Source organism: Paenibacillus harenae DSM 16969 (assembly GCF_000422465.1).
Lineage (GTDB): Bacteria > Bacillota > Bacilli > Paenibacillales > Paenibacillaceae > Pristimantibacillus > Pristimantibacillus harenae.
On sequence record NZ_KE383845.1, the window covers coordinates 176,621 to 202,045 of the forward strand.

Consider the following 25,425-nt stretch of genomic DNA (forward strand, 5'->3'; position numbering starts at 1 on the left):
GTGTAGTACCTCCAAGAAGTGTATGACTTGTACCCAATATAGCAGAACTACGATTCCATAATTTTTACCTCTGAGAGAAAAAAACGAGTATTTGTACGTGTTTCACCTCGAAAATTAAAAAGAAATGAGAAATCCTTAATCTTTTTTTTGCAAGCAGAAACGCCTGTCGGCGCCCTTGGCCGAGGATGAAATTTCGACAAAAAAATAGAGACCGCCCCCCGGGATATTGACCCGTAGGAGCAGTCTCTTCATTTAAAGGAAAATAAGCTTATTGGCCCAGCAATATTTTTGCATAAGGGGAATCGATCGGAATCATGATGACCGGCTCGTTCCGCAGCGTCGTTACGTAGCTCTCGAGCGTCCTGTAGAAGGTATAGAACTGCGGATCGCTGCCATAGGAGCGGTTATAAATCCTGGCCGCTTCGCCCTCGCCTTCTGCAATAATTTTCTTCGCGTCGGCTTCGGCTTGAGCGAGCAGCTCGGTTGCCGTACGGTCGGCCTTCGACGTGATTTTACGCGATTCCTCGTCGCCTTCGGACAAGTAACGCGCGGCGATCGATTGACGGTCGGAGATCATCCGGTTGTATACGCTCTGTTTATTCTCTTCCGGCAAATCGGTACGCTTGATCCGAACGTCGATGATTTCAATACCGTAGTTATCTCTCGTCAAGGCAGCCGTAACATCCTTTGTGATTTCATCATTGATGTTGCCGCGAGCCGTATTCTCGCTGATGATATTATCATAGCTCACCTCCGACAGTTTGCGGCGGACGGAGTTGTATACGGCTTCGTCAATCCGTTGAATACCTCCGCTTACCGATTGAACGGTTCTCAGAAACTGCGAGGCGTTATTAATCCGCCACACGGTGTAATTATCAACAACGATCGGCTTCTGATCCTTCGTCAGAATGGTAGTCGGCGCGCTTTCATACGTCATCTGGTATTTCGGCAGCGTCGATACGTTCTCGATAAACGGTATTTTAAATTTCAAGCCCGGCTCGCCGACGGCGCGGACCGCTTCTCCGAATTTGAGAACGACCTTGTATTCGCCTTCCTTCACGACATACATCGAGCCGGACCCGATAATCAGAACCAGAACGACCGCGATGAGTGTTATCCATTGCTTTCTCTTCACTGTGCATCGCCTCCTTCAGGAGTAGTCGTCGCTGGCGGCGTTGTTGCCTGCGGTGCAGCCGTGCTGCCCGTGCCGCTGCGCAGCAGCTCGTTTAACGGCAAGTAGTTCACGGTGTCGCTGTTCGAATTAGTGATGAAAATTTTCGCTTTAGGCAGTATTTTCTCCAACGTCTCCAGCACCAGACGGCTCTGCGTAACGTTCGGATTATTCTTGTACTCGGCGTAGATGGCATTGAACTTCGCGACGTCGCCTTCCGCGTTCAGAATACGGGATTTCTTCTCGCCTTCCGCGTTCTCAAGCAGCGCCTGCGCTTCACCTCGCGCCTTCGGAATACGATCATTCTCGTATTTAGCCGCGTTGTTGATTTTCGTATTTTTCTCCTCGCGCGCATTCGTAACCTCACGGAAGGCTTCTGCGACTTGCCCGCTCGGCGGCTCGATATCCTGGAACTTGATATCGATGATTTGAATGCCGGTTTTGTATTTGGCCTGCAGCTCGATCAGCTTCTCCCGGACCTGGTCCTGGATCACCGTCTTCCCGTCCGTAATCGCGTAATCCAGCTTCACGGAGCCGATGACGGCGCGGATGGACGAGCTTGCGGCATTGCGTAAAAACTGCTCTTCATTATCGATATTAAATAAATAATCGCGGATATTGCTTATTTTCCACTGCACGACTGCATCCGCGGAAACGATATTCTCGTCCCCCGTAATCATCAGCGCTTCATCATCAACCGGAATCGCTTTAGTGCCTTCTTGACGGTATCCGATATGAATGCGCTGCGTCAGTTCGGCCGGAACAGTAATGACCTGCTGAATCGGATAGGGCCATTTGAAATGAAGACCCGCCGAGCTCTCACCCGTGTACTTGCCGAACGTAAGAATAGCTGCGCGTTCCTGCTCTTGCACCGTATAGAACGATGACGACCCGATCATAATGAGAATGATAGCCGCCGCAATGCCGATAACCAGCTTCTTCACCGTACCCGGCTTAAGCTCAGGCGGTCTCCGGCTTGCGCTTGCATTCGCATTGGTTTGATTCTGATCTTGACCCATAAAGCTCAATGACATCTCTCCCCTTCTGTATTTTAACTCAATTTAGGGGATAATACGTAAAAGTGCGTCAAAGGTCACGTTTTTTTTGAACCGTATCCCTCAGCCCGTTATTTCGGCATGAACAGCAGCAGTTTGGATTCGGAAGCTTCCATTACGATAGGCCATTCTTCTGCGCCCGCCGCAAGCGTTGTCTCCGTGCCGCTCCATAGATCCCGGACGGTAATCCCCTTAGAGGAATCTATGCCCAGTCTGTCAAATGATGCGGACATTACCGTTTCTTGCCCGGCATTGAAATTAAACGCGGCGACCCAGGTGCCGTTCTCGCCGGCGAGGACGAACAGATCCTCGCCTTTGCTGCCGCTTCGCCCTTCGACCGGACGGAACGTTTCGCCGCGCCTTGCAAGAGCGATGATCTCTTTATTCGTCATCCAAGCTCTAGCTCTCCGCGCAGCTTCCTCCATCCGGTAATCGTCGCCGAGAAGGAGCGATGTCCCGGCGATGACCGCGCTGTTCAACCGGCTTCTTCCCTCATTCTCGGTCGTCGCGCGCTGATTGTCGCTTTTGTATAGAACAACATGGTCGGGATCGTTGAAGCGGTACAAGCTGCCGTTGATCCACCAGCCGTAAGTGAGCGCATTCAGCATATATTCCGTATCGGCGATCATGCCGAAGGCGTCGCAGGATACGCGGCGGCTGTGCGCATAGCCGTGAGGGAACAGCGGCGCGATCGACAGGTTGATTAGGAACGTGCGGCCTACCCGCTCGGGACTCAGCAGCTCTTGAATGAAAGCCATGCCGATGTTATACGCCTGAAGCCCGGTGCGGACGTCCGGATCATGGTGGACGCCTTCCATCGCGCCATGCGTTAGAAAATCCATTTTCAAGTAATCATAGCCCGACTCGATGACGGACTGCAATCTGCGTTTAATCCTTGCAAGAGCCTCCGGGTGAGACGGATCGATCGCAAACGCGCCGTCCAGCTTCGGCAGCGGGTTGCCGGCGCGGTCCTTTATGAGAATATCGCGGTACAGCACCGCACCGTCTGTACCTTCGACCGGTTTGTCGGGATCGCTTCCCCAGAATGCGAACGGGGTATAGTAGGTGCCCGGCTTCTGGCCGTTCTCCTTCACCCGCTTCACCGCCTCGTCCAGCTCCTCCTTCGTCAAGTTATCCGAGAAGGCGTCGAAATTCACGTAAAGGCTGCCCTCGGCGTCGGCGAACCCATTATGCTGCAGCTCCTTCGCGAAGAAATCCGACGTGTGCGTATACACATCGAAGTCCAGCTTCGACATGACCGCCGACCAGCTGTTCCAGCCCATCGGCACGCCGCCTTCCCAGCGCAGCGCCGGCTTCAGCGCCGCGTTCGCTTGTCCGTACGCTTCGAGCCCGTTGCGGTAATCGGAGAAGGCCCCGATAAATATCGTCGGCGACAAAAGGCTTTTGCCGCGGATCGACCCGTGCGGCATTGTATCGCGCGTCTGCACATCTGCCGCTCCGCCGAATACGCGGATTCTTCCGACCGTTTCCGCGAACGTTCCTTCCACGGCGATCCCGGTTTTCCACTTATCATGAGTGACCGAACCAAACACGAAGCCGTTGCGGCTTCCAGCCCGATATACGGCGGTAGCCTCATAGCTCTGCACGCTGCACGGGATAGCATGGGAGGCATAACGAACCCACTTGTCATTGTCGAACGGTACAAACAGCGCCCTTACCTCCTCGCCGGACCCTGCGCCGAAATCAAGCACGCCGCCGTCATTCAAATAAGACGCTAGAGGGGCCAGCTCGTTCGTCTCCCACTCTTCGTCCTGCACCGCTTCAAGCTCTGTGAGCAGGAAGGTCTGCCGCTCATATATGCGGACATGCTGCCGGAGTGCCGGCTTGCCCTGCTCCTCATGCTCGAAAGTCCAGCGCACGCCGCGGCCGAAGCTGTCTTCAATCGGCTGTACCGATGCTTCATGAACAGCATGCTTGCCATAATAGGTGGAGCGCAGCAGCTCAAGGCCGTATCTTGCTTCCGCATGCAGCTCCTTTATCGCTTCACCGCTGCTCCAGCGCAGCGTCAAGCTTCCCTTCACGAAATCCGCTTCCGCCTTGACGATTCCATTATCGATGACAAATTGTCCTGCCGCCTGCTCCAGCGTAATTTCCCCAAATTTCACTAGTGATCAGCTCCCGTTCCGAATTGGTAAGAAAAAAGCCAGCTAGGCTGGCTTTTTCCCTCTTTACGTCTATTCTTGTTTCATACGCGTCCTCCGCTTAATTCCATAGCTCCGTACGCATTTTGTAATTTTCCGTATAAATCGCTTCTACCCTCTCGTCTCCGGCCGCCTTCATGTCGCCCAGCATTTTGTCATAAATGCTGTTCGCTTCATCCGCCGATTTGGCCATAACGGCTTTCGTCAACGCTTGCTTCACAATGTCGTTCACCTTCTGCTCGTTCAGCGCTTCAGGCGTGCCGCCCTGCGGCCCCAGCCCCTCGTAAATCGCCGAATCATAAACCGAATCGGACAGGTTTTTCAGCGCCATTTTGTCGATTTCCCCGCGCTCGTAGCGGCCCGGCAAATCGTATGGCGTTCCGTCGGAGCCCATGCCGTTCTTAATGAACCAAGTCCACTTGCGAATGCCTGTTTCCTTCGTGTAAGCGGTCCAGTCGTCCTTGAAGCCTTGCAGCGTCTCCGGACGCGGCACATGCTTGCCGTCCTTTAAATCCCAGTGCTGGCCTTCGATGCCCCACATCAGCAGGTACTGCCCTTCCTCGCTGGCAAGGAAATTGATCAGCTGCATCGTGCGTTCCGGATTTTTGTTCTTCTTCGTAATCGTAATCGCGTCCCAGCCCAGCGAGCTTCGTCCGCCGTAGGTCGTCTTCGCCGGGTCTACGCCGTCAGCGACAACCTTATACGGGAACAGCTGCGCGTCTTCGCTGCGGTCTTTTTTCAGAATCGTGTTCGCTCCGCCTACATCCCAATAGGCGCCCGTCGTGGAGAAAATCGTGCCCGTCGCGATCTTCTGCTCCCATACCTGCCGCTTGTTGATTGCCCATTCTTTATCCATCAAGCCTGCGCGGAACAGGTCGTTCATATAAAGGATCATTTCGCGGTACTTCGGATGTTTGACATCGATCTGCAGGGTCCCTTCGTTCTCGTAGAACGGCATCAGCCCGAACATGCCTTTGAACGTGCCGAACGTGCCGCCGAAGTTCTCCCCGTCCATCGTAAGCGCGATGGTTTCTTTACCGTCGATCTGCGGATATTTCGCTTTGTAATCCTGCAGCAGCTGTTTGAACTCGCTCGCCGTGAACGGCTCGCCGCCTTCCGCCTTGGACGGAGCCAGCTCCTTCACGATCGCCTTGCTCATGTTGAAGCCGAATACCGGCTCGTTCTCAAGGCCGTACCAGTTCGACAGATAGTAGTTATTGCCGTCCTTGTAACGCGTCTTGTTCAGCACGTCGCCGTACATCTCCGTTACGTCGGGCCCGTATTTCTCAATTAGCTCGTTCAGAGGTATAATCGCGCCTGACTCGACATATTTCGTGACCAGGTCGCTGCTCCGCTCGAACATAATCAGATCAGGCAAGTCATCGCTCGCCAGCATCAGATTCAGCTTCTCCGCAGGATTACCTGTCGGCTGTTGAATTTCAATCGTTACGCCGGTACGCTTCGTAATCTCGGCAGCGACCGCGTTGTCGAATTTATCGCCCGTGTTTTTATCGAAGAAGGTGAGCGTAATCGGATCGGTAGCGTCTGCATTGGCCGCGCCTTCCCCGTTTGTGCCGGCATTGCCCTCCTTATTTGAATTGGCTGAGCCGCAAGCTGAAAGTACGGAAATGAATACGATAACTGCTAGAAACGCAAGTAACCATTTTTTAGTACGCATTGTAGGTTTTCCCCCTTGTATGTGACCTTATTATCATACAAATGACCGTTGCAGCTTGCAAAAAATCCCGTAATTCCGCATCACCTCCCGTCATAATTCCCCGTCTTAGCTCTTGACCGCGCCCAGCGTCATGCCCTTCACGAAATACTTCTGCAGGAACGGATAGACCATTACGATCGGCAGCGTCGCCACCATCGTCGCCGCCATCCGGATCGTATCCGGCGATACGGCCAGCCGCTTCGAAGAGTTAGCCAGCTGCTGCGCTTCGCTCACCATGGAACCGGTCTGGTACTGGTTCAAAATTTTGACCAATACCGCCTGCAGCGTCTTCAAATCGGCCTTATACGTGAACACGTAGGAATCGAACCACGAGTTCCAGTGCATAATGGCCGTGAACAACCCGATCGTTGCGAGCACCGGCGTCGTAAGCGGAAGGATGATCCGGAAGAAAATTTGCAGGTAGTTGGCCCCGTCGATCTTCGCCGACTCGTCCAGCTCCTGGGGCAGTCCCTGCATAAACGTCCGGACGATAATCATATAGAACACGTTCATCATGCTTGGCAGGATAAAGACCATGAAGCTGTCGATAAGGTGAAGGCTCTTCAGCACCATATAATATGGAATCAAGCCGCCGCCAAAATACATCGTGAACACGAAGTACAGCGTCCACGCGCGGTTTCCGACCAGCTCCTTCTTGCTGAGCGAGTACGCCAGCATGCTGATGACCATGACGGCCAGCGGCGTGCCGATCAGCGTCCGCAGCACCGTCACCTTGATCGCCGACCAAATCTCGCTGTCGGTCAGAATCTGCCGATAGCTCGACAGGCTGAAATCTCTCGGCCACAGGTACAAATTGCCGCGAAGCGTATCCTCCGCGCTGTTAAGTGAAATAATGAAAATGTTCCAGAACGGATAGAAGGTTACGATAAATACGGCAATGATGAACAGATAAACGACTGACATAAACAGAAAATCATTTTTGGATTTCATTATGATTCTGGCTCCTCCCCGGTATGCTAGAACAGCGACTGCTCGTTCATTTTTTTGGCCATCGTATTGACGCTTATGACAAGAATGAAGGCGACAAGCGATTTGAACAGACCGACAGCCGCGCCGTAGGAGAACATCCCGTTCTGCAAGCCGTACTTATACGTGTACGTGTCGATAACTTCCGAATATTGAAGCACCGTATTATTTTGCAGCAGATACTGCTGATCGAAGCCCGCATTCAGGATGCCGCCGACGGCTAGTATCGCCAGAATGATAATCGTCGGCTTAATCGAAGGAAGCGTAATGTGAAGCATCTGCTTCAGCCGGCTTGCGCCGTCTACTTTGGCTACCTCATATAACTCGGGATTAATGGCGGAGATCGCGGCCAAATACATAATGGCGTTAAATCCCATATCCTTCCACGTATTCGAGAAGGCGATAATCCACCAGAACAGCGGCCCTTTCTGCATGAATTGAATCGGCTCGTCGATGAAGCCAAGCCCCGTCAGCATGTTGTTGATTACGCCGCCTGAGGAAAGCACCGTAATAATAATGTTTGCGGCAATAACCCATGAGATAAAATGCGGCATGTACGATACGGTCTGAAATGTCCGCTTGAACCAGCCGTTGCGCAGCTCGTTAATCATCAGCGCGAGGATGATCGGCATCGGGAATCCGAACAGCAGCGACAGAAAGCTTTGCGCCAGCGTGTTGCGCATGATCATGTAGAAATCGCCGTTGTTAAAAAAATAAGAGAACCATTCGAATCCAACGAATTTCGCCGTGAAAAACTGCGAGAAAAACGGGCCGCCTCCCGGCGAATAATGAACGAACGCCATGTACAGGCCGAACATCGGCACATAAGAAAATAATAGGGTGATTGCAAGCGCCGGAAGCATGAGAAGAAACAACAGGCGCTGGCTCTTCATTCTGCCCCATACGTTTGTTTTGCTCTTGACCGGCCTCTTCTTCGGCAATCCGGGTTGCCCCGTTTCCGCGTTCATTGCTGTTTCCATATGCAACCTCCTGCTAATCTATCGTTGCTTTGTGCCTTCATTATAGGCCCGGCCGGAGCGCCATTCTATATAAGCATTCACCGATTCGTGCCTCAAACCGACACTCTTCTTTCCGTTCCATTGTTGAAAAACGTTATAGAAGATAAACTAGGGATAACAAGACAGATCTGTCGTCAAAGGGTGGGAGCAGACATGTACAGTATTTTGCTGGTGGATGACGAGGCGCTTGAGCTTGAGACGATTGAGCATTACGTCCCGTGGGAGCAAATTGGCATATCGGTAGCCGGTACGGCGCGCAACGGCAAGGAAGCGCTTGGTTTGCTGGCTGAGCTCAAGCCGGATATGATATTGACGGACGTCCGCATGCCGATTATGGACGGTCTCGAATTCGGCCGGCGGGCGAAGCAAATCGACCGGAACGTCAAAATCATTTATTTGAGCGGCCATAACGAATTTCAATATATTAAAGCGGCTCTTAATATCGAAGCGGCCGGCTACTTGCTGAAGCCGATCGATATGGAGGAGCTCATCGCTCTGATGGATAAGGTCAAGAAGAAATGCGAGGAGGAGCAGTTAGCCGACCAAAGCGGAGATTGGATGCGGGAGAAGCTGATCATGCGCATCCTACGGGAAGCGAACGCGGACAGGCGCATGCAGTGGGTCAAGCAATGGGAGCTTAGCGCGCCTGATTTCGCCCCTAATAAGGAGTATGCCGCCGCTTACGTCACGTTCGACATGCAGCCGGCCGCCCCCGGCGGGAACCCGCTTCCGTCCGGACTCGACGATGCCGATCGGATCGAGTCCGTCCGCAGGCTGGCGGGGCGGCTGCTGGATACGAGCATTATCGTTGAAACAGGGCCGCAGGCGCTATTGATCGTGTTTCAATGGAAGAGCGAACGCGAGATTCCCGGTTGGTCAGCCGAATTGTGGGAGCCGTTCCAGGAGCAGGCATCTGCAGCTGCGGCTGCGCCCGTAACCGTCGGCTTGTCCTCGCCGCATAAGGGCTTTCATCTGCTGCGGGATGCTTATTTGGAGTCATTGGCTTGCAATGAAGAGAAGCTGTACCGGCTTGGCGGCGCCGTGATCGTCCCCGGGCATCTCCAGCCGACGGTCCAGAAGGATATTGATACGGAGCAGTTAACCGCGAAGCTGACCGCAGCCATCCAGACAGGCGATTCCACGCTAGCGGAGGAGCAGTTGAATATCTGGTTCTCCCTTCTGCGGGAAGAGCGGATTGAAAGGAACTTCGCCGTGCGTGCGGTCATCCGCCTGCTGACTTCCCTGGAGCAGCATTTCTCCTCCTTTCTGGCGGGCTCTCTGAAGGATTTGCTGCATGTCGATCACTGGAAGGAAGTATCTTCGATGAAGACCTTCTCCCATATCCAGGCGTACGTCGCGGATTTCTGCAGAGTGATGCTGGGGGCGGCAAGCGAGCGGGAAGTTGACCGCAACCAGGCGGTCGCCGAACAAATCGCGAAGCTGATCCATGACCGCCACCATCTGCCGCTTACGGTAGAGGATATCGCCAAGGAAGTCTACCTTTCCCCCAACTATATCCGGTCGATCTTCAAGGAGAAGACGGGCGAGACGATCCTCGATTATTTAACGAAGGTTCGGATGAGCCGGGCAGCCGAGCTGCTGAAGGACAAGTCGCTCAAGGTGCGCGAGATCGCCCATCACGTCGGTTACGAGAACGTCTCTTACTTTTGTTCCGTCTTTCATAAGCACAGAGGCAGCACCCCGAACGAATACCGGAAAATGTATTTATAGGCTGGAGTGAACAACGATGAGAAGGCTGACAGGCTGGCTGACGAGGCCTATTAACAACTTGCGGCTCCGTGAGAAGCTGTTCCTGATGTTTCTGCTCGGCGCGATCTTCCCGTTACTATTTTTCGTATGGTATTCCTACGAGACGATTAAGAGCGAGCTGTCCGACCAAATGTATACCAACACCGTCTCGTCGACCGCGCAAGTGAATTCGAACCTGGAGAACAAGCTGGATACGTATACGAAGCTGTCGGCTACGCTTTATTTGGACAGTAATCTGCGGGCTTACTTGACGAATAACTATTCGGAGGAGCCCATCCTGTTCGTCGATGCTTATAAATATATTAATAACACCTTTGTGAACATGCTGACGACCAATCCGGACATTCACAGCATGTCGATTTACGTGAATAATGATTCGCTTCCCGCGGACGATTTTTTTGTGAAACGGATTGACGAGAAATTTAAGCAGTCGCTTACTTATCAATCGCTGCTGGACTCCTACGGCAACGTCCGATTTGTTACGACGCCGCCCGTACCGGATCAGCCGCCCATGTTCACGCTGGCCCGCATGCTAAATATCAGCAATATTAACAACACCTACGGCATTCTGACGATCAACATTTTGGAATCGGATATATTCCGGCTGATGGAGAAGGAATCGTTCGATAAAACGGTAATTATCGTGAACGAGCAAGGACTTATTATGTCAGCGAAGGACAAAAGCATGCTGAACCGTCCGCTTACGCAGTATGTGCCGGATGACTTCCCGGGCGGCGGGCAAGGCCGGTTCGACAGCATGTACAACGGCGAGGAAATGCTCGTGGTCTACAATACGACCAAATACGGCTGGAAGAGCGTCTCGCTCGTGCCGTACAACAGCTTCCTGTCCAAAGCGAATAATACGGCCAAGCAGACCCTGATATTCGCGCTGATCAGCCTGGGCGTGATGGCATTGCTCATTTACACGACCGCGAGGCTGTTCACCAAGCGGGTGGAATATTTGGTCGGCATGATACGCCGGATCGAGCGGGAGGAATTCGAGCTCGTGGATATCCGGCCGCTGGGGCGCGACGAGATCGGCCAGCTCGGCAATGTGCTCCGCAAAATGACCGGCAGGCTGAGCAGCTTGATATCCGACGTCTACAAGAAAGAAATCGATAAGAAGGAAGCAGAGATGAATGCGCTGCAGGCTCAAATTAATCCGCATTTTCTGTATAATACGCTCGCTTCCATTTCATCGCTTGCCATTCGCAACTCGGACCCGCGAATGAACAAAATGGTGACCGATCTTGCCAAGTTTTATCGAATATCGCTCAACAAAGGCAAGAGTCAAATCTCCATTAATGAAGAACTGCAGCTCACCCGTTATTACGTTGCGATCCAGCAGGTGAGATTCTCCGAGCTTCTGCGCGTGCATTACCAGATCGATGAATCGGTGCTGCCGTGCCCGATCGTGAAGCTGACGCTGCAGCCGTTCGTGGAAAACTGTATCAATCATGCGATTTGGGACGACAAACGTGGCATTCATATCATGATTAAAGCGAACCGCGAAGGACCTGACATCGTGCTCAAGGTTATTGATGACGGCATGGGGATACGGGGGTGCGGCAACCGCGAGCTTCCGGAGAGCGGCAGCGCCTTATCGGGCTACGGAATCCGCAACGTCGACAACCGCATTAAACTGATGTTCGGCGATTCCTACGGCGTTTCGGTATACAGCAGGCTCGGAATCGGAACGACGGTGACGATCCGGATTCCCGGCAGATAAACCAGCAGCCTTTGAACCGAGTTTGAAGCCAGGCAGCTTGATTGATCAATCTGCTATGAAAGACCGGATTAACTTTCATGCTCTATAGTGCAGCATAATAGATGCATGGTTGGCTAACGGGAAAACATTAACCCGCGCAATTAACACCGGGCATTCCCGTTATTTGTTAATAAACACGAGCTTCTGTGTAAATTAGAAGGGGTTTATCCCAATGTAAGGAGGCTGTCTCTTAGGGTCAATGACCTTGCGGGACAGCCTCCTGCTTTGTTAGGTTATTTTTCGCCGCCAGGCATCGCTGTTATTTTGTAAAGCATCGATTGCGCGCCTTCCAGGTTAACCGTTAATTGTCCTTTGGCCTTTCCGGACGTATTCGTCCACAAGTCGGTTAACGTTACTTCGGACGCGCCCGGAATGCCGGCCCGCTCCAAATCGACCGTCTTCGTTACGCTTTCGTTCGTGTAATTAAATACGGCCAAGTAATAATTCTTCTTATCCTGCAGGATGAATAGATCCGCCGCTCCCGTCCCCGTATTGCCTTCAACCGGGCGAAACGCCTCGCCTTTCCATGCAACTCCATTAACCTGCTTATTGGTCAGAAGCTTCTTCATTAACTCCTGCGCCGCGGGATCGCGGACATCGTCGGAATTCATGAATACAGTGCCGGAAATAGCGGCGGAATTGACCCTCGTCTGCGCGGCAGCCAGAGAGCCGCCTTTGGCCAGCGTCATATAATCCGGGTCCGTATACGGGTAAATCGTTCCGTTCTGCCACCAGCCGTATGTCAGATTGTTCAATTGATATTCCGTCTTGCCAAGCGTCCCGTCAATATCGCAGGAGATTCTTCTTGCGTGGGCGTATTGGCTCGGGAATAACGGCGCGATCGATGCGCTGATGAACATTTTGCCGTCCAGCACGTCGTTGATATGCGCCATTCCCTGGTTATAAGCCTGAATGCCCGTCTGCGCCTTCGGATCATAATGTACACCTTCGAAGGAGCCATGGCTCAGGAAGTCGATCTTTATATATTCGAAGCCGTAATCAAGGAAACGGTTGAAATAGTATTCCACGCGCTGCTTGGAGCCCGGATGGGTCGGATCGACCGCGTAAGCGCCGTCCACCTTCGGCAGCGGGTTGCCCTCCGGGTCGCGCAAAATAATATCGCCGTACGTATACTTGCCGTCCGTGCCTTCTACGGCTTGCTCCATGTTATCTCCCCAGTAAACGAACGGTCCATAGTAAATGCCGGCTCTTTGCCCGTTCTTATGAATGACCGACACCGCATCCTTCAGCTGCTGCTCGGTGAGATTATCCCAGTAGGAGTCCATATTGATATACACATTGCCTTTATTGGCGAAGGTCTTCTGTAAATTCTCCTTGAAGAAATTGGACACGTCCACGACCTTATCGTAGCTCAATCCGCTGTCGTAAGCGCCCCAGCTGTTCCAGCCGACCGGCACTCCCTGCGGAACTCCCTTCTCGAACGCAAGAGGCGGAGCAACTGCCGCATTCGCCATGCCGAAGCCTTCCAGACCGTCGCGGTAATCCGCGTAATAGCCGACGAAAATTTGCGGCGATGTCAGCGTCGTACCCGTTACTTGGCCATGCGCAACCGTATCGTGCGTCGACGTCTGCGAAGAGAAGCCTCCGTATACCTTCAGCTTATTCAAGCGGTCGTCCGATCCGCTCCAATAAATGCCGGTTTTCCATGTATCATGCGTTACCGATCCGATGACCAGACCGTTCCGGCTGCCGTTATCGTAAATAGCCGTCAGCTCGGAGCTTATATAATTGTTCGTATTCAGGCTGGTATTGATCGTGCGCGCTTGATATCTCGACCACATATCGTTGTCGAACGGCGCAACCAGCACTCTATTGTCGGAATAGCTTCCGATATCGATGCCGCCCTTCGCATTCAGAACAAGCGGCGCCATTTCATTCGAACTGATCGTGCTATCGCTCTGTACCTGCTGGCTGACCAGGAAATAAGGCAGCCCGTCATAAATATGATAGATTTGCTTCATGGTCGGCAAGCCGGTTTGCTTATTCTCGATCGTCACTTTAATGCCATTGCCGTGACCGTCCTTCACTTGCTCCACGCTGCTCCATTCAAAACCGCGCTCGGCGTACTTGCGGCTGTCGAGCAGCCGGCCGTCGTCAAGCTTAACGCTGCTGTATATTCCTTTGGCTGATGTCTTGCCGTTCCAGTTATATGCAGCCAGACCGAGGTCCGTATTGTAAATTAATTTGTATGAGCCATTGGATATGGTCAGGCCTTTCTCGTGCATGGCAACCGCGATTTCCCCGTATTTAGCGGAATCCGCCATAGCGCCGATATTTCCAATTTCATCGACGTTGCCCGTATCGTCGTCAGGCTGCTCCGCGGCAATGATTTCAATCTTGTCGATGTCCGGCGACCAGCCGCCGTTATCGTCAAAGGTTATCGTATTATCGCCTTCCTGGAGCTGAAGCTCAAGGCTGAACTCGCCAAGCGTATCCCAGCTAGCGGTTTGCGGCGGCGTATATGTTTCCGGCTCGCCGTCGTTCACCCGGATCGTCACGGGACGCGGATCGCCGGAAATATACGAAAGCTTCATCGTATAGATGCCTGCGGCAGGAACACTCACTTGATTGAATTGCAGCGTTGAACCGCCCCACAGGTCGCCGACCTTCCGGCCGCCCGAGCAGCCTGTTTCCGCTTTGCATGCTTTTACCGCCGAATGGCCCGTCAGCGTATTTTCCGCAGCTTCCGCTTCATAGGTTTGTCCTTCGCCAGGCATCTCTCCACCCGGATCCGTGCCCGTTCCGCCATCGGATACGCGCAGCTCGATTTTATCGATATCAGGCGAATATCCGCCTTCGTCATCCAGCCGGATCGTATTGTCTCCCTGCTGCAGCCGCAGCTCGATCTCATACGTTCCTAGCGTATTCCAATCCGCCGTTTTCGGCAGATCGTAATGATCGCCCGCGCCGCCGTTTACGCTGACCGCGAAGGATCTGGGATCGCCTGAAATATAATGCACCTTCATGACGTACACGCCGTCGGCCGGAACAATGACCGCATTGAACTGCAGACCCGATCCGCCCCACAGGTCGCCGACCAGCTTATTGCCTGAGCAGCCGACGGCAGAATCGCAGTCTTTGACGACCGCTTTGCCGCTTAACTGGTTTACGGCCGCCTCCGCCTCGAACGAATAAACGGTCGCCTCCGCGATCACCGTCTGCTCCCCAGCCAGCGCCATCGATGCGCTTACAGCCGTCTGCAGCAGCAGCATCGTTAAGACGACCATTACGCTTTTGCCGAACTTCTTGTTTCCCAACATCATTTCCTCCTCTGTCCCTAATGGTGATAAAGCGCTTTCTTCCACAAGTTTATAGGGGAGAAGCTGGTTATACCAGCCAAAAATGTAACGATTCATACCCGAAATCAACTGAGTTTCTATTCTGCGAACCGGATTGCCATATAGGCGGCCATTCCCCATATCATACAGGCGGACACCTTGTTTAACCGGGATATGAACCGGCCATGAGCATCTCTTCTCCCGATGCGGAATCCTGCGAAAGCCAGTCCGAAGAACCAGAGCCAGGAGACCAGCATGACGCTGATCGTGAACAGCCATCTCTCCCCTCCGGCATAGTTTAAGGAATTTATTCCGATAACCCCGATCGTATCCATGATGGCGTGCGGATTTAATAACGATACGGTGGCGGCGAATAAAATCTGCTTTCGCGGTTCTTTTACCCGTTGCGACGCGTCACTGCCTGGCTTACTCCGCCAGAGCGACCATCCCATATACAGAAGAAAGAAAAATCCGAATCCATACAGGAGGACCTGCAGCCAAGAGAAGGCTAACACCGCAACGGATACGCCGAGCACCGCCGCTAGAATGAGAAGCGTATCGCAGACCGATGCCGTAAGGACGACCGGCAGCGCCCTCAAGTAAGACGGCTGGTTCGCGCCTTGGTTAAATACGAACATATTTTGAACCCCTACGGGCAAAATGAGTCCAAAACCTAAAATGAGTCCATGTACGATAATGTCTAGCAAAACGATCTCCTCCATCTATGCGTCTTCACCTCTCCAGTATAAGCCGCTCCTCGCTTACGTCTCCATCCAAACGGTTGGTCTGCTGCCCAACCAAATGTTATAGTATAGCTGTTAGGAGAGGATCTGATGATCGACTGGAAACCGGACGACACGTCCGAAGCTCCGTTATATAGACAGATAAGAGACTTTTTGAGAAACAAAATCGCGCTGGGCGAATGGACGGTAGGAACGAAAATCCCATCGCAGCGCACGTTGGCTGAACGCTTTCAAGTGAATCGCAGCACGATCGTAAGCGCATTAAGCGATCTGATAGCCGAAGGTCTGCTGGAAGGCAACGGCAAGGCCGGGACCAAGGTCATCAACAACGCTTGGAGCCTGCTGGCCGCATCGCCTCCCCCGGACTGGAGCGCGTATGTGCAGGCGGGTACGTATTACCCGAACCAACCGGCCGTTCAGCACATTAACCGCGCGGAATTCCAGGAAGGAATGATCCGGCTTGGAACCGGGGAGCTTTCGCCCGAGCTGCTTCCGTCCGGGCAGATGAGGAGGATTTTTGATAACGGCTCCGTGAATCCCTTCTCGCTTGGCTACGAAGAGCCGAAGGGAAGCTTGTATTTGCGAACAAAGATAGCGGAGCACTTGCGGGGAAGGGGCATTCAGACGTCCTCCTCCAACATACTGGTTGTGTCCGGCAGCCTTCAAGGCTTGCAGCTCATCTCGATGGGATTACTGGAGAAAGGCTCGTCCATTCTCGTAGAGAAGCCTTCTTATCTCTATTCCGTACATGTGTTTCAATCGAACGCCATGCGGTTTATCGGTGTGCCGATGAATGAAGAAGGCATTCGGACAAATCTGATCAGCCGTTATAAGCGGGGGTATAACGCTTCGCTGCTCTATACCATCCCTACTTTTCACAACCCTACCGGCTTGCTGATGCCGGAGCCGCGACGCCAAGAGCTGATGAAGGTATGCGCGGAGGAAGGGCTTCCGATCATCGAAGATGACGCGTACGGGGAGCTGTGGTTCGACTCGCCTCCGCCTCTGCCGTTAAAGGCAAGGGATCCGAACGCTTTGGTGCTGTACTTGGGCAGCTTCTCGAAAACGTTAAGCCCGGGACTAAGAATCGGCTTTGTCGTCGCTCCGGAGCCGGTTATCGACCGGTTAGCCGATATCAAAATGCAGCATGACTACGGCTCCAGCTCGTTATCCCAGTGGGCGGCGTCCGAATGGCTGGGAACCGGGCTGTACCGTGAGCATTTAATTAAGATCCGGGCGCAGCTTAAGAATAGGCGGGATCTGACCGTACAGCTGCTGCAGACGTTTATGTCGGAGCTGGCCTCATGGACGGTCCCTTCGGGAGGCTTCTACATTTGGCTTCGCTTAACGGTGGAGGTCCCGATGCAAACGTTGTTTGAGCGCGCGATGAAAGCAGGCATTTTGTTAAATCCGGGGACCATCTATGATCGTAACGCGGGGGACTGCTTGCGTATTTCCTATACGTACGCCAAGCAGAGTGAACTCGAATGGGGACTATCGAAGCTCGCTGAATTGGTGAAAGAATTAGCTGCAGTTCGAAAGTAACTTTAAGCCCTTAGCCGCATGCCTATACTGGAATTCATCCAGCGTAAGAGCGGGTTTTCGTCACATGGGGTGGCTATACTGGATTTCATCCAGCGGAAAAAGCCTCATATCCGAGTATGAGTCCTCAAACGGGAAAAATGACTGCTGAAAATACTGGATAGGCTGAATATAGGATGTGATGCTCGAAAGTTTCTGTACGAAATCCAGTATAGGCTTAGTCGTTATTGCATGGCAGGCCGGCAGAGCCGTCTCTCAGACCACTCCATGACCTTTTGAGACAGCTCTTGGATTTGCGGAGGCAGCCTGCCGTTAATCGCCTTTCCCCGCTTTAAGCATATCGCCGATCGCTCCGATGCTGCCAAGCGTATCGACGGCGCGCGTCGGGATGAAGACTTTGTTAGCCGCGCCTTTCGATATATCGGTCAGCGCCTCTAGCGAACGGTAAGTCAGCACCATATCGTCCAAGCCGGCCGAGCGAATGAGCTCGATCCGATTCTTCTCCGCCTCGGCAACAGACGAAATCGCCTTAGCTTCGCCCTGCGCCTCCAGCACCTGCGCCTCGCGCAGCCCTTCCGCCTGGCGGATGCGCGCTTCCTTGTCGCCCTCCGCCTTCAAAATTTTGCTCTGCTTATCGCCTTCCGCCCGCAGAATCATGTCCTGCTTGGCCGCTTCCGCCTCAAGTACAATCGCGCGCTTGCTGCGCTCCGCCTTCATCTGCTTATCCATCGCGTCCTGAATGTCGGTCGGCGGCTGAATATCGATGACTTCGACCCGCTCGATTCTAACCCCCCACTTCTCCGTCGCTTCGTCAAGCGCGATACGGATGTCCGTCGAAATTTTCTCGCGGCCGGAAAGCGTTTCGTCCAGCTCCATTTTACCGATAATTTGGCGCATCGTTGCGGTACTGATATTGCGAACCCCGTATACGTAATCCGAAATGCCGTACGTAGCCTGATCCGGACCGGTCACCTGATAAAAAATAATCGTATCGATCTTCACCTGCACATTATCCTTCGTAATAACGGTCTGCGGCGGGACATTCGCCTGTTGGATGCGCAAATCATGATACGTCCGAACATGGTCGATAACCGGAATGAGGATGTTGATCCCCGGCGTCAGCAGCCGGTTGAACTTGCCCAGCCGCTCCACGACCCCCACTCTTTGCTGCGGTACAATCTTGACCGACATCGCTACGAATACGACAACGATCACCAATAAAATAATCGTTACAATTACGCCCACCCGTTCAACCTCCCTTTTTCCGAACCTGCAAAACAGCGCTGCCGCGGCTCACAACGATTACCGTCTCGCCTGTTTCAATCGATCCGTCCGAAACGGCGCTCCAAGTTTCATTGCCAACCTTCACAATGCCCGGGGCATTAGCGGCAATCGATTCCAGCACGACTCCCTGCTTGCCGACCATCTCATCCACGGCATCCTTGAAGCCGCGGGCGGAGTGAAACCGCCGTGTAAGCGGTTTGGTAAATAGGGTTAGAATAAGAACAACGACGCAGCAAACAGCAATTTCCAGAACGAGCGCTCCCGGCCAGATGAAATCGATCACGGCCGCGGCCGCGGCACCGATCCCAAGCCACAGCAAGTAGAACGTAAGCGTTAACATTTCTACGACGATCAGCAGGCCGGCCAGAATGAGCCATATGACCCACAGCTCCATGCTGTCACCACCTTTCTTTTCCTATCTATATTCGTTTACTTGCAGCCGATATGCTTTCATCACATAATAAGAAAACACTTGCCAAAAGGGGAAGGTTGTAGGTAGAATCGACAAAGGTTCTACATAGACAACCTACACCGAAGGAGCGCATCATCATGAAAAACGCAATTGGGGTTCACGAAAGGCCGCCGCTCGGGCAAAGCTTCATGCTTAGCCTTCAGCATCTGTTCGCCATGTTCGGTTCGACGGTACTCGTGCCGAACATACTGGGAGTCGATCCGGCGATCTGCCTGCTGATGAACGGGATCGGCACACTGCTTTATTTATGGATTTGCAAAGGTAAAATACCTGCTTACCTCGGCTCCAGCTTTGCTTTTCTCGCGCCAGCGTCCGCCGTCATCGGCACTCATGCGGGTGGAGGCGGCAATTATGCGGCCGCATTGGGCGGCTTTATTATAGCCGGCGTTATTTTCACGATCGTCGCCCTGATCATTCAAGCGGCAGGCACGGGCTGGGTCAACGTCGTATTCCCTCCGGCAGCAATGGGCGCCATCGTCGCCATCATCGGACTGGAGCTAATTCCGGTAGCGGCCCGGATGGCTGGTTGGATCGCGCCTCAGGATCCGGAACTCGCGGCAACCTGGTCGATGGATCCGGGGATCGTTGCGTTATCCGCCATCACCTTTGTGGTCACCATACTGGGCTCCGTGCTGTTCCGCGGATTTATGCGCATCATCCCGATCCTGTTCGGCATCGTGACCGGTTACGTCACGGCATACTTCATGGGCTTTACGGACTTTAGCAGCGTGGACAAGTCAGGTCTTGTACAGCTGCCGACGTTCACCTTTCCCGAGTTTCAGTGGACCGCGATCATTGCCATTGCGCCGGCTGCGCTTGTCGTAATCGCCGAACATATCGGTCACCTCGTCGTCACGGGCAATATCGTCGAGAAGGATCTGTCGAAGGATCCCGGCCTGCACCGCTCGATGCTTGGCAACGGGATTTCAACGATTCTGTCAGGCTTCGTCGGCTCCACGCCGAACACGACCTATGGGGAAAATATCGGCGTGCTGGCCATTACGAAGGTATATTCCACTTTCGTCATCGGCGGAGCCGCGGTCATCGCGATTTTGCTTTCCTTCTCCGGCAAATTTTCCGCGCTCATCTCCAGCATACCCGAGCCGGTTATGGGCGGCGTATCCCTGCTCCTCTTCGGCGTTATCGCCTCGTCCGGTTTCCGGATGCTTATTGAGTCAAAAGTCGATTACAGCAAGCCGACCAACCTGTTCTTAACGACGATCGTACTTGTTACGGGACTGAGCGGCGTAAAGCTGAATTTCGGCAATTTCTCGTTATCCGGCATGGCGCTGGCGACAGTCGTCGCGATCATGTTCAGCTTGCTGTTCAAGCTGTTTGAAGTAGCCAGGCTCTCCAACGACAGAGAGGCTTCGGGACATTAATCATAAAGGGCGGATCCTCCAGGCTTATGAGCCTGAGGATCCGCCCTTTATTTATTGGCGCTCTTATTGTGCGGAGGATGTGTCTGACTCCCGGATTCGCGTCTCTTCCTTCGCATGACGATTTTCCAAATGAGAAGCAAGGCCAGCAATCCTCCTGATCCGATAAACAGCAGCTTTAAATACCGTTCGACAAGCACGAATACCTGCTGCCACTGCTCCCCGAATAAATATCCGATCCCAAAGAAAGCAATCACCCAGAAAGCGACGCCCGTATAAGCATAGATTATGACGCTGCGGAATGGAACGCGGATAATGCCGATAAAATACCCGATGAATTGCCCGATGCCCGGGATGAAGAATCCGATCAAAAGCAGCTTATCCCCATATTTGTCATAATATTGGCGGGTCTTCTCCACGACGGACGGCTTCAGGAACAGCCACCTTCCGTACCTTTCGATTAGCGGCATGCCGAGCCTGTGGCCAATAAAATAAGTTATCGTAACGCCGGCAACCGCTCCCGTAAATGCCATGGCAATAGCGGGCAGCGCCTGCAGGACGCCTTTATAGGATAAATACCCGGTAAAGGTCAGCGTGCTGTTGCCGGGGGGAATCGGCAGGGCGATAAAATCCAATGGCAGGCCGATCAATAATACGAAATAGCCGTACTGTTCAAATAAACGCTCAACCAACTCGATCAGATTCATTCCTAAGCTCCTCGCATTTGCTTACGGTCGTCTAATGCTTCGACTCTCTTATCATAAATGGAAGCAATGCGAGACGGAATCGTCCCGGGTCGGTCACCCGCTCCCGCCATTTGTCTAAGTTCGGCCACGACTAGAGGCGGGGGAGGCAAGGGCAAAGCCGGACAGCCGATCGGTGGGCATCCGCGGCATCTATTCGCATCTTCATTCGCCTCCACATAAAATAAAGCAAAAGGAGTGGAATCAGCATGCCGTCCTATCGCATCATCGTCGACCTGTCCGACCGTAAGCTGCATCTATTGGATGGCAATACGGTTGTACATTCCTATCCCGTCGGTATTGGCAAGATGGTTACGCAGACGCCCAGAGGCGAATTCACGATCATAAATAAGCAGAACAATCCCGGCGGTCCTTACGGCGCCTTCTGGATGGGATTGTCGAAGCCTCATTACGGCATTCACGGCACGAACGATCCTTCCTCCATCGGCAGGATGGTATCGCAAGGATGCATCCGTATGTACAATGACGACGTTGTCGCCCTCTCCAAGCTGGTACCCGTTCGTACGCGCGTGACGATCCGGGATTAACCTGTCTATCCATCTATAAAAGGAGTTGTTCCGCAGGCCATCCTTAAAAATTTTAGAATTGGAAAAAGGGACATCCCGTCGATCTACCGACAAGATGTCCCTTCTACCTGCTGAATCCGCATATTTTATCCATATTGGAGAATCTCATAAATTCCTAATCGACAAAAAAGGAAACCCATGCTGCACAAGGGTTTCCGTGACATTCATTGGTATGCGGTAGAGAGGACTCGAACCTCCACGGGCATACGCCCACTACCCCCTCAAGATAGCGTGTCTGCCATTCCACCACTACCGCACATTGAAAAATTCCCGGTCATTCCATTCTCGCATCCGCTTCGAGGGAGAAGCAAATGGTGAGCCATGAAGGACTCGAACCTTCGACACCCTGATTAAAAGTCAGGTGCTCTACCAACTGAGCTAATGGCTCTCACTGTGACTGAACTTGCTCAGGAGAGCTGTCCGATCTGAGAAGGATATAAAAACCCGTAGGGGATTCGAACCCCTGTTACCTCCGTGAAAGGGAGGTGTCTTAACCCCTTGACCAACGGGCCGTATCAATTCTGTTGCCGAGTTATTCTCAAGACAACAAAAATGATTATATCAGCTAACCGGTCTTCGTACAAGCCTTATTTCAAAAAAAATTCATTGCCGTGAAATCTTATTGAACGGCTTCCGCCTTAAAGACATTGTCCAATTTCTCATCCGAAGTAAGTCTTTTCTTCAGCGGCACCTTAACGTCTCTTCCCAGCTCTTTAAAGAAGGTATCGACGTCGCATTCCACCTTGTCTACATAAACGGACAATGTGCCTTTTTCGATAATCGCTTCGTTGCCTTCGGCCGGCACGGTTACCTCAATCGAATATTTCTTCATTAACGTATTGCTATATCGCGCGAAAATCTCGAGCAATTCCTCATTGCTAAATTTCCCAATTGCTGCTTGTCCCTTGTTCGTGAAATTCAAACGTACTTTGTTCATATTCACAGCTCCTTATTTCAAATGAAACTTCTGTTGGGCGGTACGAGCAACTTATAACGAAAAAGACCACTCTCTAATCAGACTGATGATCTGAATATAAAGTGGTATTATATATCAGGAAAGCGAAATTTCGGATTATGCTTTCCAAGTTCACCTATATACATGGGTAAAAAATAAAATTATGGTGCGGTAGAGAGGACTCGAACCTCCACGGGCGTACGCCCACTACCCCCTCAAGATAGCGTGTCTGCCATTCCACCACTACCGCACATTTGAAATTACCGATTCATCCTTCACTCGCATCCGCTTCGAGGGAGAAGCAAATGGTGAGCCATGAAGGACTCGAACCTTCGACACCCTGATTAAAAGTCAGGTGCTCTACCAACTGAGCTAATGGCTCTTACTGTGACTGAATTTCGCTCAGACAGGCTGTTCCGAGAAAAAAATGGTGACCCGTAGGGGATTCGAACCCCTGTTACCTCCGTGAAAGGGAGGTGTCTTAACCCCTTGACCAACGGGCCGTATCAATTCTGTTGCCGAGTTATTCGAACCCTCGAGACCCGGTTAGAGCCTCCACGATTTCCAATCGTGCTCCTGAGCCACTTGGGTATCTCTCCAAATCTGGCTCCCCGAACAGGACTCGAACCTGTGACAACTCGATTAACAGTCGAGTGCTCTACCAACTGAGCTATCAGGGAAAAGTAAAAGTGACATTTAATAATTTATCATTATTCAGCCTTAAAGTCAAGCATTTTCAACGTTAATTTCCCGCGGCATTTGCCGCATGCATATTTTGAGGGGTCAAGCTTGCGCTTCCGCAAGTATTCCATTCCGCACTTGCCGCAAGTAAGCTTATAGCGATAAGGCTGTGCCTTCCGCTGAGCGCGTTCCGGCAGTGTCTGGCAATATCGCGATCCTCCTACGCGAGCGAGCAGCGTCTTGAAATCGGCATCACGATGCTTGTATCCGCGCTTCAAGATGTGCAGATGGTAATGGCACAGCTCGTGCTTGATGATTTTCTCCGTTTCTTCCCGGCCGAACGCCGCGAGCTGATGCGGGCTGATCTCGATATTATGCGATCCCGTGAAATAGCGGCCGCCTGTTGCTTTCAGTCTGCTGTTAAAGGTAGCCCGATGTAGAAAAGGTCTTCCAAAAAACGTGATTGAAACGTGTTCGACCCATTGCTGCAATGCTTCGTTATTCATTGATTATTCTCCCCCAACTACTTGAATTTTAAAGCCTCGATAGGCTACACTGTCAAGTAGGAATTATTAATGAGGTAACGGAACAATCCGAGGGGAGACAATCACCAGTCATGGCTACTATGCGGTACGTTTTATTTAAACAGAAAGAAAACATCTTTTTCGTCGAAATGCCGGAATCACATGCTTACCAGCTAAGCGCGCTAAATTTGCGGCTCCATAAAGAAATCGATAAATTAACGGCATCCGAAGTACCGGCACTGCCCTACGCCGTTGCGGAATGCAATGACGTCGATCTGCATGATTCATCGGTCTCCATCGTTTCCGGTCTAGCATATATTAACGGGCTGGAGAAAGATTTTGCCGGCATTCATGAGAAATCTTATCCGCTGATCTCGCTGCTTACGGAAATCCGCGCGCTGCAAGCGCAGCTTGAGCAGTGGTACGAGGAATACGAGGAAGAACGGATCAAATAGTTTGGACCTGCACGGACACTCGCCCTTCCCCATATGGTAATAGTACAACAAGTTGGGCCAGGGAGGAGGACGATGCGTATGCCGCAGTGGTTGTGCAACCAATTGATGCGCGCTTTTCAGAAGAAAGACCGCCGGCAGATCAAGCTGCTTAACGATTGCTGGTATTTCTACCGTAATAAGCAAGGTCCTAAGGAACAAGGCAACGGCACCGAATTTTTATTATGAGTTCAATACAATTATATGTAGAAAAACCGGCCTCTGTCAGGGACAGGGCCGGTTTGTTATGGATCGGCAATAATTATAAGCCGTTCATATACAGAATATCATCAAGCGGAAGACGGGTTGATGGATGCCCCGCAGCCGCTGCTATGCCGACAGGCAGCATCAGCGTCGGAAGATAACGGTCAGGAATCTGGAACAGCTCCTTTACTTGGTCACGGTTGTAGCCGCCCATTGGAACCGTATCATATCCTTTGGCGCGGGCCGCAAGCATAAGCTGCATTGCGACGAGTCCGGTATCAAACACAACGATCTCCTTCAGTCTCTCGGCCGGCAAGCCGGAGTAGTACCGCGTTGAATTCGCAATGAAATTGTTGGCCGCTTCCTCGGACATATACCCCGCTGCCGTGCTCGCCCCATATATTTAATCGGCCCTCTTATACATTTCCAAATCGCCGAGCACGATGATAATCGCGGACGCCTCAGCCACCTGCTGCTGATTATTGGCAATCGGTAGAAGCTTTTGCTTGATTTCCGGATCCGTTACAACGAGAAAACGCCAAGGCTGCATATTGGACGAGGAAGGCGCTTTTGTCGCTATTTCCAGCAATTCGCGAATTTCTTCCTCCGAAATTGATGCGCTGCTGTCGTACTTGCGTACGGACCGCCTTTCGTTCAGCACGTTGAAAAATAAAGCTTCCGTTTTCTCTCCTGTTTGAACCTTCACGGTTGAGTCGATTTGAGTTTGTGACATTAGGTTTCCCTCCTAAAGGAATGATTTCTCTAATCATGAATTCTCTAACTGTAACTTTTTTAAATACTGTAATAAATTTATATACAGTATAGAGCACATAACTATATCTGTCAATTATGTATCTTTGCTAACGTATTCC

General features: G+C 52.2%; 20 protein-coding genes, 7 tRNA genes and 1 pseudogene. 7 read left to right on the forward strand and 21 right to left on the reverse strand.

Features of this window, described 5'->3' with window-relative positions:
* Window positions 1-268 precede the first annotated feature (268 nt).
* From hflC to H581_RS0128730, 6 genes are all read right to left on the reverse strand, one after another.
* Window positions 269-1,135, reverse strand: coding sequence for a protease modulator HflC (hflC, locus tag H581_RS0128705; RefSeq protein WP_029192274.1), 867 nt, complete (start codon window positions 1,133-1,135; stop codon window positions 269-271).
* A complete protein-coding gene (gene hflK, locus H581_RS35680; protein ID WP_051251439.1) occupies window positions 1,132-2,205 on the reverse strand; it encodes an FtsH protease activity modulator HflK in 1,074 nt (357 codons plus the stop codon). The genes hflC and hflK overlap by 4 nt, the downstream gene beginning before the upstream one ends.
* Before the next feature lie 92 nt (window positions 2,206-2,297).
* Window positions 2,298-4,352 carry an alpha-galactosidase gene (locus H581_RS35685; RefSeq protein WP_051251440.1) on the reverse strand — a complete coding sequence of 685 codons (2,055 nt, stop codon included), beginning with the start codon at window positions 4,350-4,352 and terminating at the stop codon, window positions 2,298-2,300.
* 97 nt (window positions 4,353-4,449) lie between these two features.
* Window positions 4,450-6,066, reverse strand: coding sequence for an ABC transporter substrate-binding protein (locus tag H581_RS0128720; protein ID WP_029192275.1), 1,617 nt, complete (start codon window positions 6,064-6,066; stop codon window positions 4,450-4,452).
* A gap of 105 nt (window positions 6,067-6,171) precedes the next feature.
* Window positions 6,172-7,056: a carbohydrate ABC transporter permease gene (locus H581_RS0128725; RefSeq protein ID WP_029192276.1), complete on the reverse strand. Its 885-nt coding sequence runs from the start codon at window positions 7,054-7,056 to the stop codon at window positions 6,172-6,174.
* Window positions 7,057-7,082: 26 nt separating this feature from the next.
* A complete protein-coding gene (locus H581_RS0128730; RefSeq protein ID WP_029192277.1) occupies window positions 7,083-8,072 on the reverse strand; it encodes an ABC transporter permease in 990 nt (329 codons plus the stop codon).
* A 192-nt stretch (window positions 8,073-8,264) separates the two neighbouring features.
* Here H581_RS0128730 and H581_RS0128735 point away from each other — a divergent pair, with 192 nt between their 5' ends.
* Both H581_RS0128735 and H581_RS35690 read left to right on the forward strand, forming a co-directional pair.
* Window positions 8,265-9,842, forward strand: coding sequence for a response regulator transcription factor (locus tag H581_RS0128735; protein WP_029192278.1), 1,578 nt, complete (start codon window positions 8,265-8,267; stop codon window positions 9,840-9,842).
* 16 nt (window positions 9,843-9,858) lie between these two features.
* Window positions 9,859-11,610, forward strand: a complete 1,752-nt coding sequence (locus tag H581_RS35690; protein ID WP_036720459.1) for a sensor histidine kinase — start codon at window positions 9,859-9,861, stop codon at window positions 11,608-11,610.
* A 272-nt stretch (window positions 11,611-11,882) separates the two neighbouring features.
* Here H581_RS35690 and H581_RS35695 read toward each other — a convergent pair whose 3' ends face one another.
* Window positions 11,883-14,927: a carbohydrate-binding protein gene (locus H581_RS35695; protein WP_342663462.1), complete on the reverse strand. Its 3,045-nt coding sequence runs from the start codon at window positions 14,925-14,927 to the stop codon at window positions 11,883-11,885.
* Between the two features lie 119 nt (window positions 14,928-15,046).
* Window positions 15,047-15,655: a LysE/ArgO family amino acid transporter gene (locus tag H581_RS0128750; protein WP_029192279.1), complete on the reverse strand. Its 609-nt coding sequence runs from the start codon at window positions 15,653-15,655 to the stop codon at window positions 15,047-15,049.
* A 126-nt stretch (window positions 15,656-15,781) separates the two neighbouring features.
* On the opposite strand from H581_RS0128750, the gene H581_RS0128755 reads away from it, so the two are divergent.
* Window positions 15,782-17,236: an aminotransferase-like domain-containing protein gene (locus H581_RS0128755; protein WP_029192280.1), complete on the forward strand. Its 1,455-nt coding sequence runs from the start codon at window positions 15,782-15,784 to the stop codon at window positions 17,234-17,236.
* A 309-nt stretch (window positions 17,237-17,545) separates the two neighbouring features.
* Here the strand turns inward: H581_RS0128755 and H581_RS0128760 are convergent, their stop codons facing one another.
* Both H581_RS0128760 and H581_RS0128765 read right to left on the reverse strand, forming a co-directional pair.
* Window positions 17,546-18,424, reverse strand: coding sequence for an SPFH domain-containing protein (locus H581_RS0128760; protein ID WP_051251478.1), 879 nt, complete (start codon window positions 18,422-18,424; stop codon window positions 17,546-17,548).
* A 58-nt stretch (window positions 18,425-18,482) separates the two neighbouring features.
* The gene (locus tag H581_RS0128765) at window positions 18,483-18,911 is read right to left on the reverse strand and encodes an NfeD family protein (protein WP_029192282.1); all 429 of its coding nucleotides are present in this window, start codon (window positions 18,909-18,911) and stop codon (window positions 18,483-18,485) included.
* 155 nt (window positions 18,912-19,066) lie between these two features.
* Here H581_RS0128765 and uraA point away from each other — a divergent pair, with 155 nt between their 5' ends.
* A complete protein-coding gene (gene uraA, locus H581_RS0128770) occupies window positions 19,067-20,371 on the forward strand; it encodes a uracil permease (RefSeq protein WP_036720461.1) in 1,305 nt (434 codons plus the stop codon).
* A 47-nt stretch (window positions 20,372-20,418) separates the two neighbouring features.
* On the opposite strand, the gene H581_RS0128775 is transcribed toward uraA, so the two are convergent.
* Window positions 20,419-21,075 carry a DedA family protein gene (locus H581_RS0128775; RefSeq protein WP_029192284.1) on the reverse strand — a complete coding sequence of 219 codons (657 nt, stop codon included), beginning with the start codon at window positions 21,073-21,075 and terminating at the stop codon, window positions 20,419-20,421.
* A 245-nt stretch (window positions 21,076-21,320) separates the two neighbouring features.
* Here H581_RS0128775 and H581_RS0128780 point away from each other — a divergent pair, with 245 nt between their 5' ends.
* Window positions 21,321-21,659 carry a L,D-transpeptidase gene (locus tag H581_RS0128780; RefSeq protein WP_029192285.1) on the forward strand — a complete coding sequence of 113 codons (339 nt, stop codon included), beginning with the start codon at window positions 21,321-21,323 and terminating at the stop codon, window positions 21,657-21,659.
* Between the two features lie 212 nt (window positions 21,660-21,871).
* Here H581_RS0128780 and H581_RS0128785 read toward each other — a convergent pair.
* The 9 genes from H581_RS0128785 to H581_RS0128825 all read right to left on the reverse strand — a co-directional run bounded on the left by H581_RS0128785 (window position 21,872) and on the right by H581_RS0128825 (window position 23,840).
* Window positions 21,872-21,954: transfer RNA gene (locus H581_RS0128785), tRNA-Leu, on the reverse strand.
* A 56-nt stretch (window positions 21,955-22,010) separates the two neighbouring features.
* Window positions 22,011-22,086, reverse strand: a tRNA-Lys gene (locus H581_RS0128790).
* A 52-nt stretch (window positions 22,087-22,138) separates the two neighbouring features.
* Window positions 22,139-22,210 (reverse strand) — tRNA-Glu (locus tag H581_RS0128795).
* Between the two features lie 107 nt (window positions 22,211-22,317).
* Window positions 22,318-22,635, reverse strand: coding sequence for a hypothetical protein (locus H581_RS0128800; RefSeq protein ID WP_029192286.1), 318 nt, complete (start codon window positions 22,633-22,635; stop codon window positions 22,318-22,320).
* A gap of 182 nt (window positions 22,636-22,817) precedes the next feature.
* Window positions 22,818-22,903: transfer RNA gene (locus tag H581_RS0128805), tRNA-Leu, on the reverse strand.
* 56 nt (window positions 22,904-22,959) lie between these two features.
* Window positions 22,960-23,035 (reverse strand) — tRNA-Lys (locus tag H581_RS0128810).
* A 46-nt stretch (window positions 23,036-23,081) separates the two neighbouring features.
* Window positions 23,082-23,156 (reverse strand) — tRNA-Glu (locus tag H581_RS0128815).
* Window positions 23,157-23,257: 101 nt separating this feature from the next.
* Window positions 23,258-23,333 (reverse strand) — tRNA-Asn (locus H581_RS0128820).
* A 30-nt stretch (window positions 23,334-23,363) separates the two neighbouring features.
* Window positions 23,364-23,840, reverse strand: a complete 477-nt coding sequence (locus tag H581_RS0128825; protein ID WP_029192287.1) for a SprT family protein — start codon at window positions 23,838-23,840, stop codon at window positions 23,364-23,366.
* 110 nt (window positions 23,841-23,950) lie between these two features.
* Between H581_RS0128825 and H581_RS0128830 the strand changes: the two genes are divergently transcribed.
* On the forward strand, window positions 23,951-24,313 hold the full coding sequence (locus H581_RS0128830; protein ID WP_029192288.1) for a hypothetical protein: 363 nt from the start codon (window positions 23,951-23,953) through the stop codon (window positions 24,311-24,313).
* A gap of 78 nt (window positions 24,314-24,391) precedes the next feature.
* A complete protein-coding gene (gene cmpA / locus H581_RS38135) occupies window positions 24,392-24,538 on the forward strand; it encodes a cortex morphogenetic protein CmpA (RefSeq protein WP_156889711.1) in 147 nt (48 codons plus the stop codon).
* 73 nt (window positions 24,539-24,611) lie between these two features.
* On the opposite strand, the pseudogene H581_RS35700 reads toward cmpA, so the two are convergent.
* Window positions 24,612-25,286: pseudogene (locus H581_RS35700) on the reverse strand (nitroreductase family protein).
* Window positions 25,287-25,425: the final 139 nt, after the last annotated feature.

Coding starts and splice junctions, on each gene's coding strand:
- hflK (WP_051251439.1), bottom strand. CDS start 2,205: ATGTCATTGAGCTTTATGGGTCAAGATCAGAATCAAACCAATGCGAAT.
- H581_RS0128720 (WP_029192275.1), bottom strand. CDS start 6,066: ATGCGTACTAAAAAATGGTTACTTGCGTTTCTAGCAGTTATCGTATTC.
- H581_RS0128775 (WP_029192284.1), bottom strand. CDS start 21,075: ATGAATCTGATCGAGTTGGTTGAGCGTTTATTTGAACAGTACGGCTAT.
- H581_RS0128800 (WP_029192286.1), bottom strand. CDS start 22,635: ATGAACAAAGTACGTTTGAATTTCACGAACAAGGGACAAGCAGCAATT.
- H581_RS0128755 (WP_029192280.1), top strand. CDS start 15,782: ATGATCGACTGGAAACCGGACGACACGTCCGAAGCTCCGTTATATAGA.
- H581_RS0128825 (WP_029192287.1), bottom strand. CDS start 23,840: ATGAATAACGAAGCATTGCAGCAATGGGTCGAACACGTTTCAATCACG.
- H581_RS0128735 (WP_029192278.1), top strand. CDS start 8,265: ATGTACAGTATTTTGCTGGTGGATGACGAGGCGCTTGAGCTTGAGACG.
- H581_RS0128765 (WP_029192282.1), bottom strand. CDS start 18,911: ATGGAGCTGTGGGTCATATGGCTCATTCTGGCCGGCCTGCTGATCGTC.
- H581_RS0128725 (WP_029192276.1), bottom strand. CDS start 7,056: ATGAAATCCAAAAATGATTTTCTGTTTATGTCAGTCGTTTATCTGTTC.
- uraA (WP_036720461.1), top strand. CDS start 19,067: ATGAAAAACGCAATTGGGGTTCACGAAAGGCCGCCGCTCGGGCAAAGC.
- cmpA (WP_156889711.1), top strand. CDS start 24,392: ATGCCGCAGTGGTTGTGCAACCAATTGATGCGCGCTTTTCAGAAGAAA.
- H581_RS0128730 (WP_029192277.1), bottom strand. CDS start 8,072: ATGGAAACAGCAATGAACGCGGAAACGGGGCAACCCGGATTGCCGAAG.
- H581_RS0128780 (WP_029192285.1), top strand. CDS start 21,321: ATGCCGTCCTATCGCATCATCGTCGACCTGTCCGACCGTAAGCTGCAT.
- H581_RS35690 (WP_036720459.1), top strand. CDS start 9,859: ATGAGAAGGCTGACAGGCTGGCTGACGAGGCCTATTAACAACTTGCGG.
- H581_RS0128760 (WP_051251478.1), bottom strand. CDS start 18,424: ATGTCGGTCAAGATTGTACCGCAGCAAAGAGTGGGGGTCGTGGAGCGG.
- H581_RS0128830 (WP_029192288.1), top strand. CDS start 23,951: ATGGCTACTATGCGGTACGTTTTATTTAAACAGAAAGAAAACATCTTT.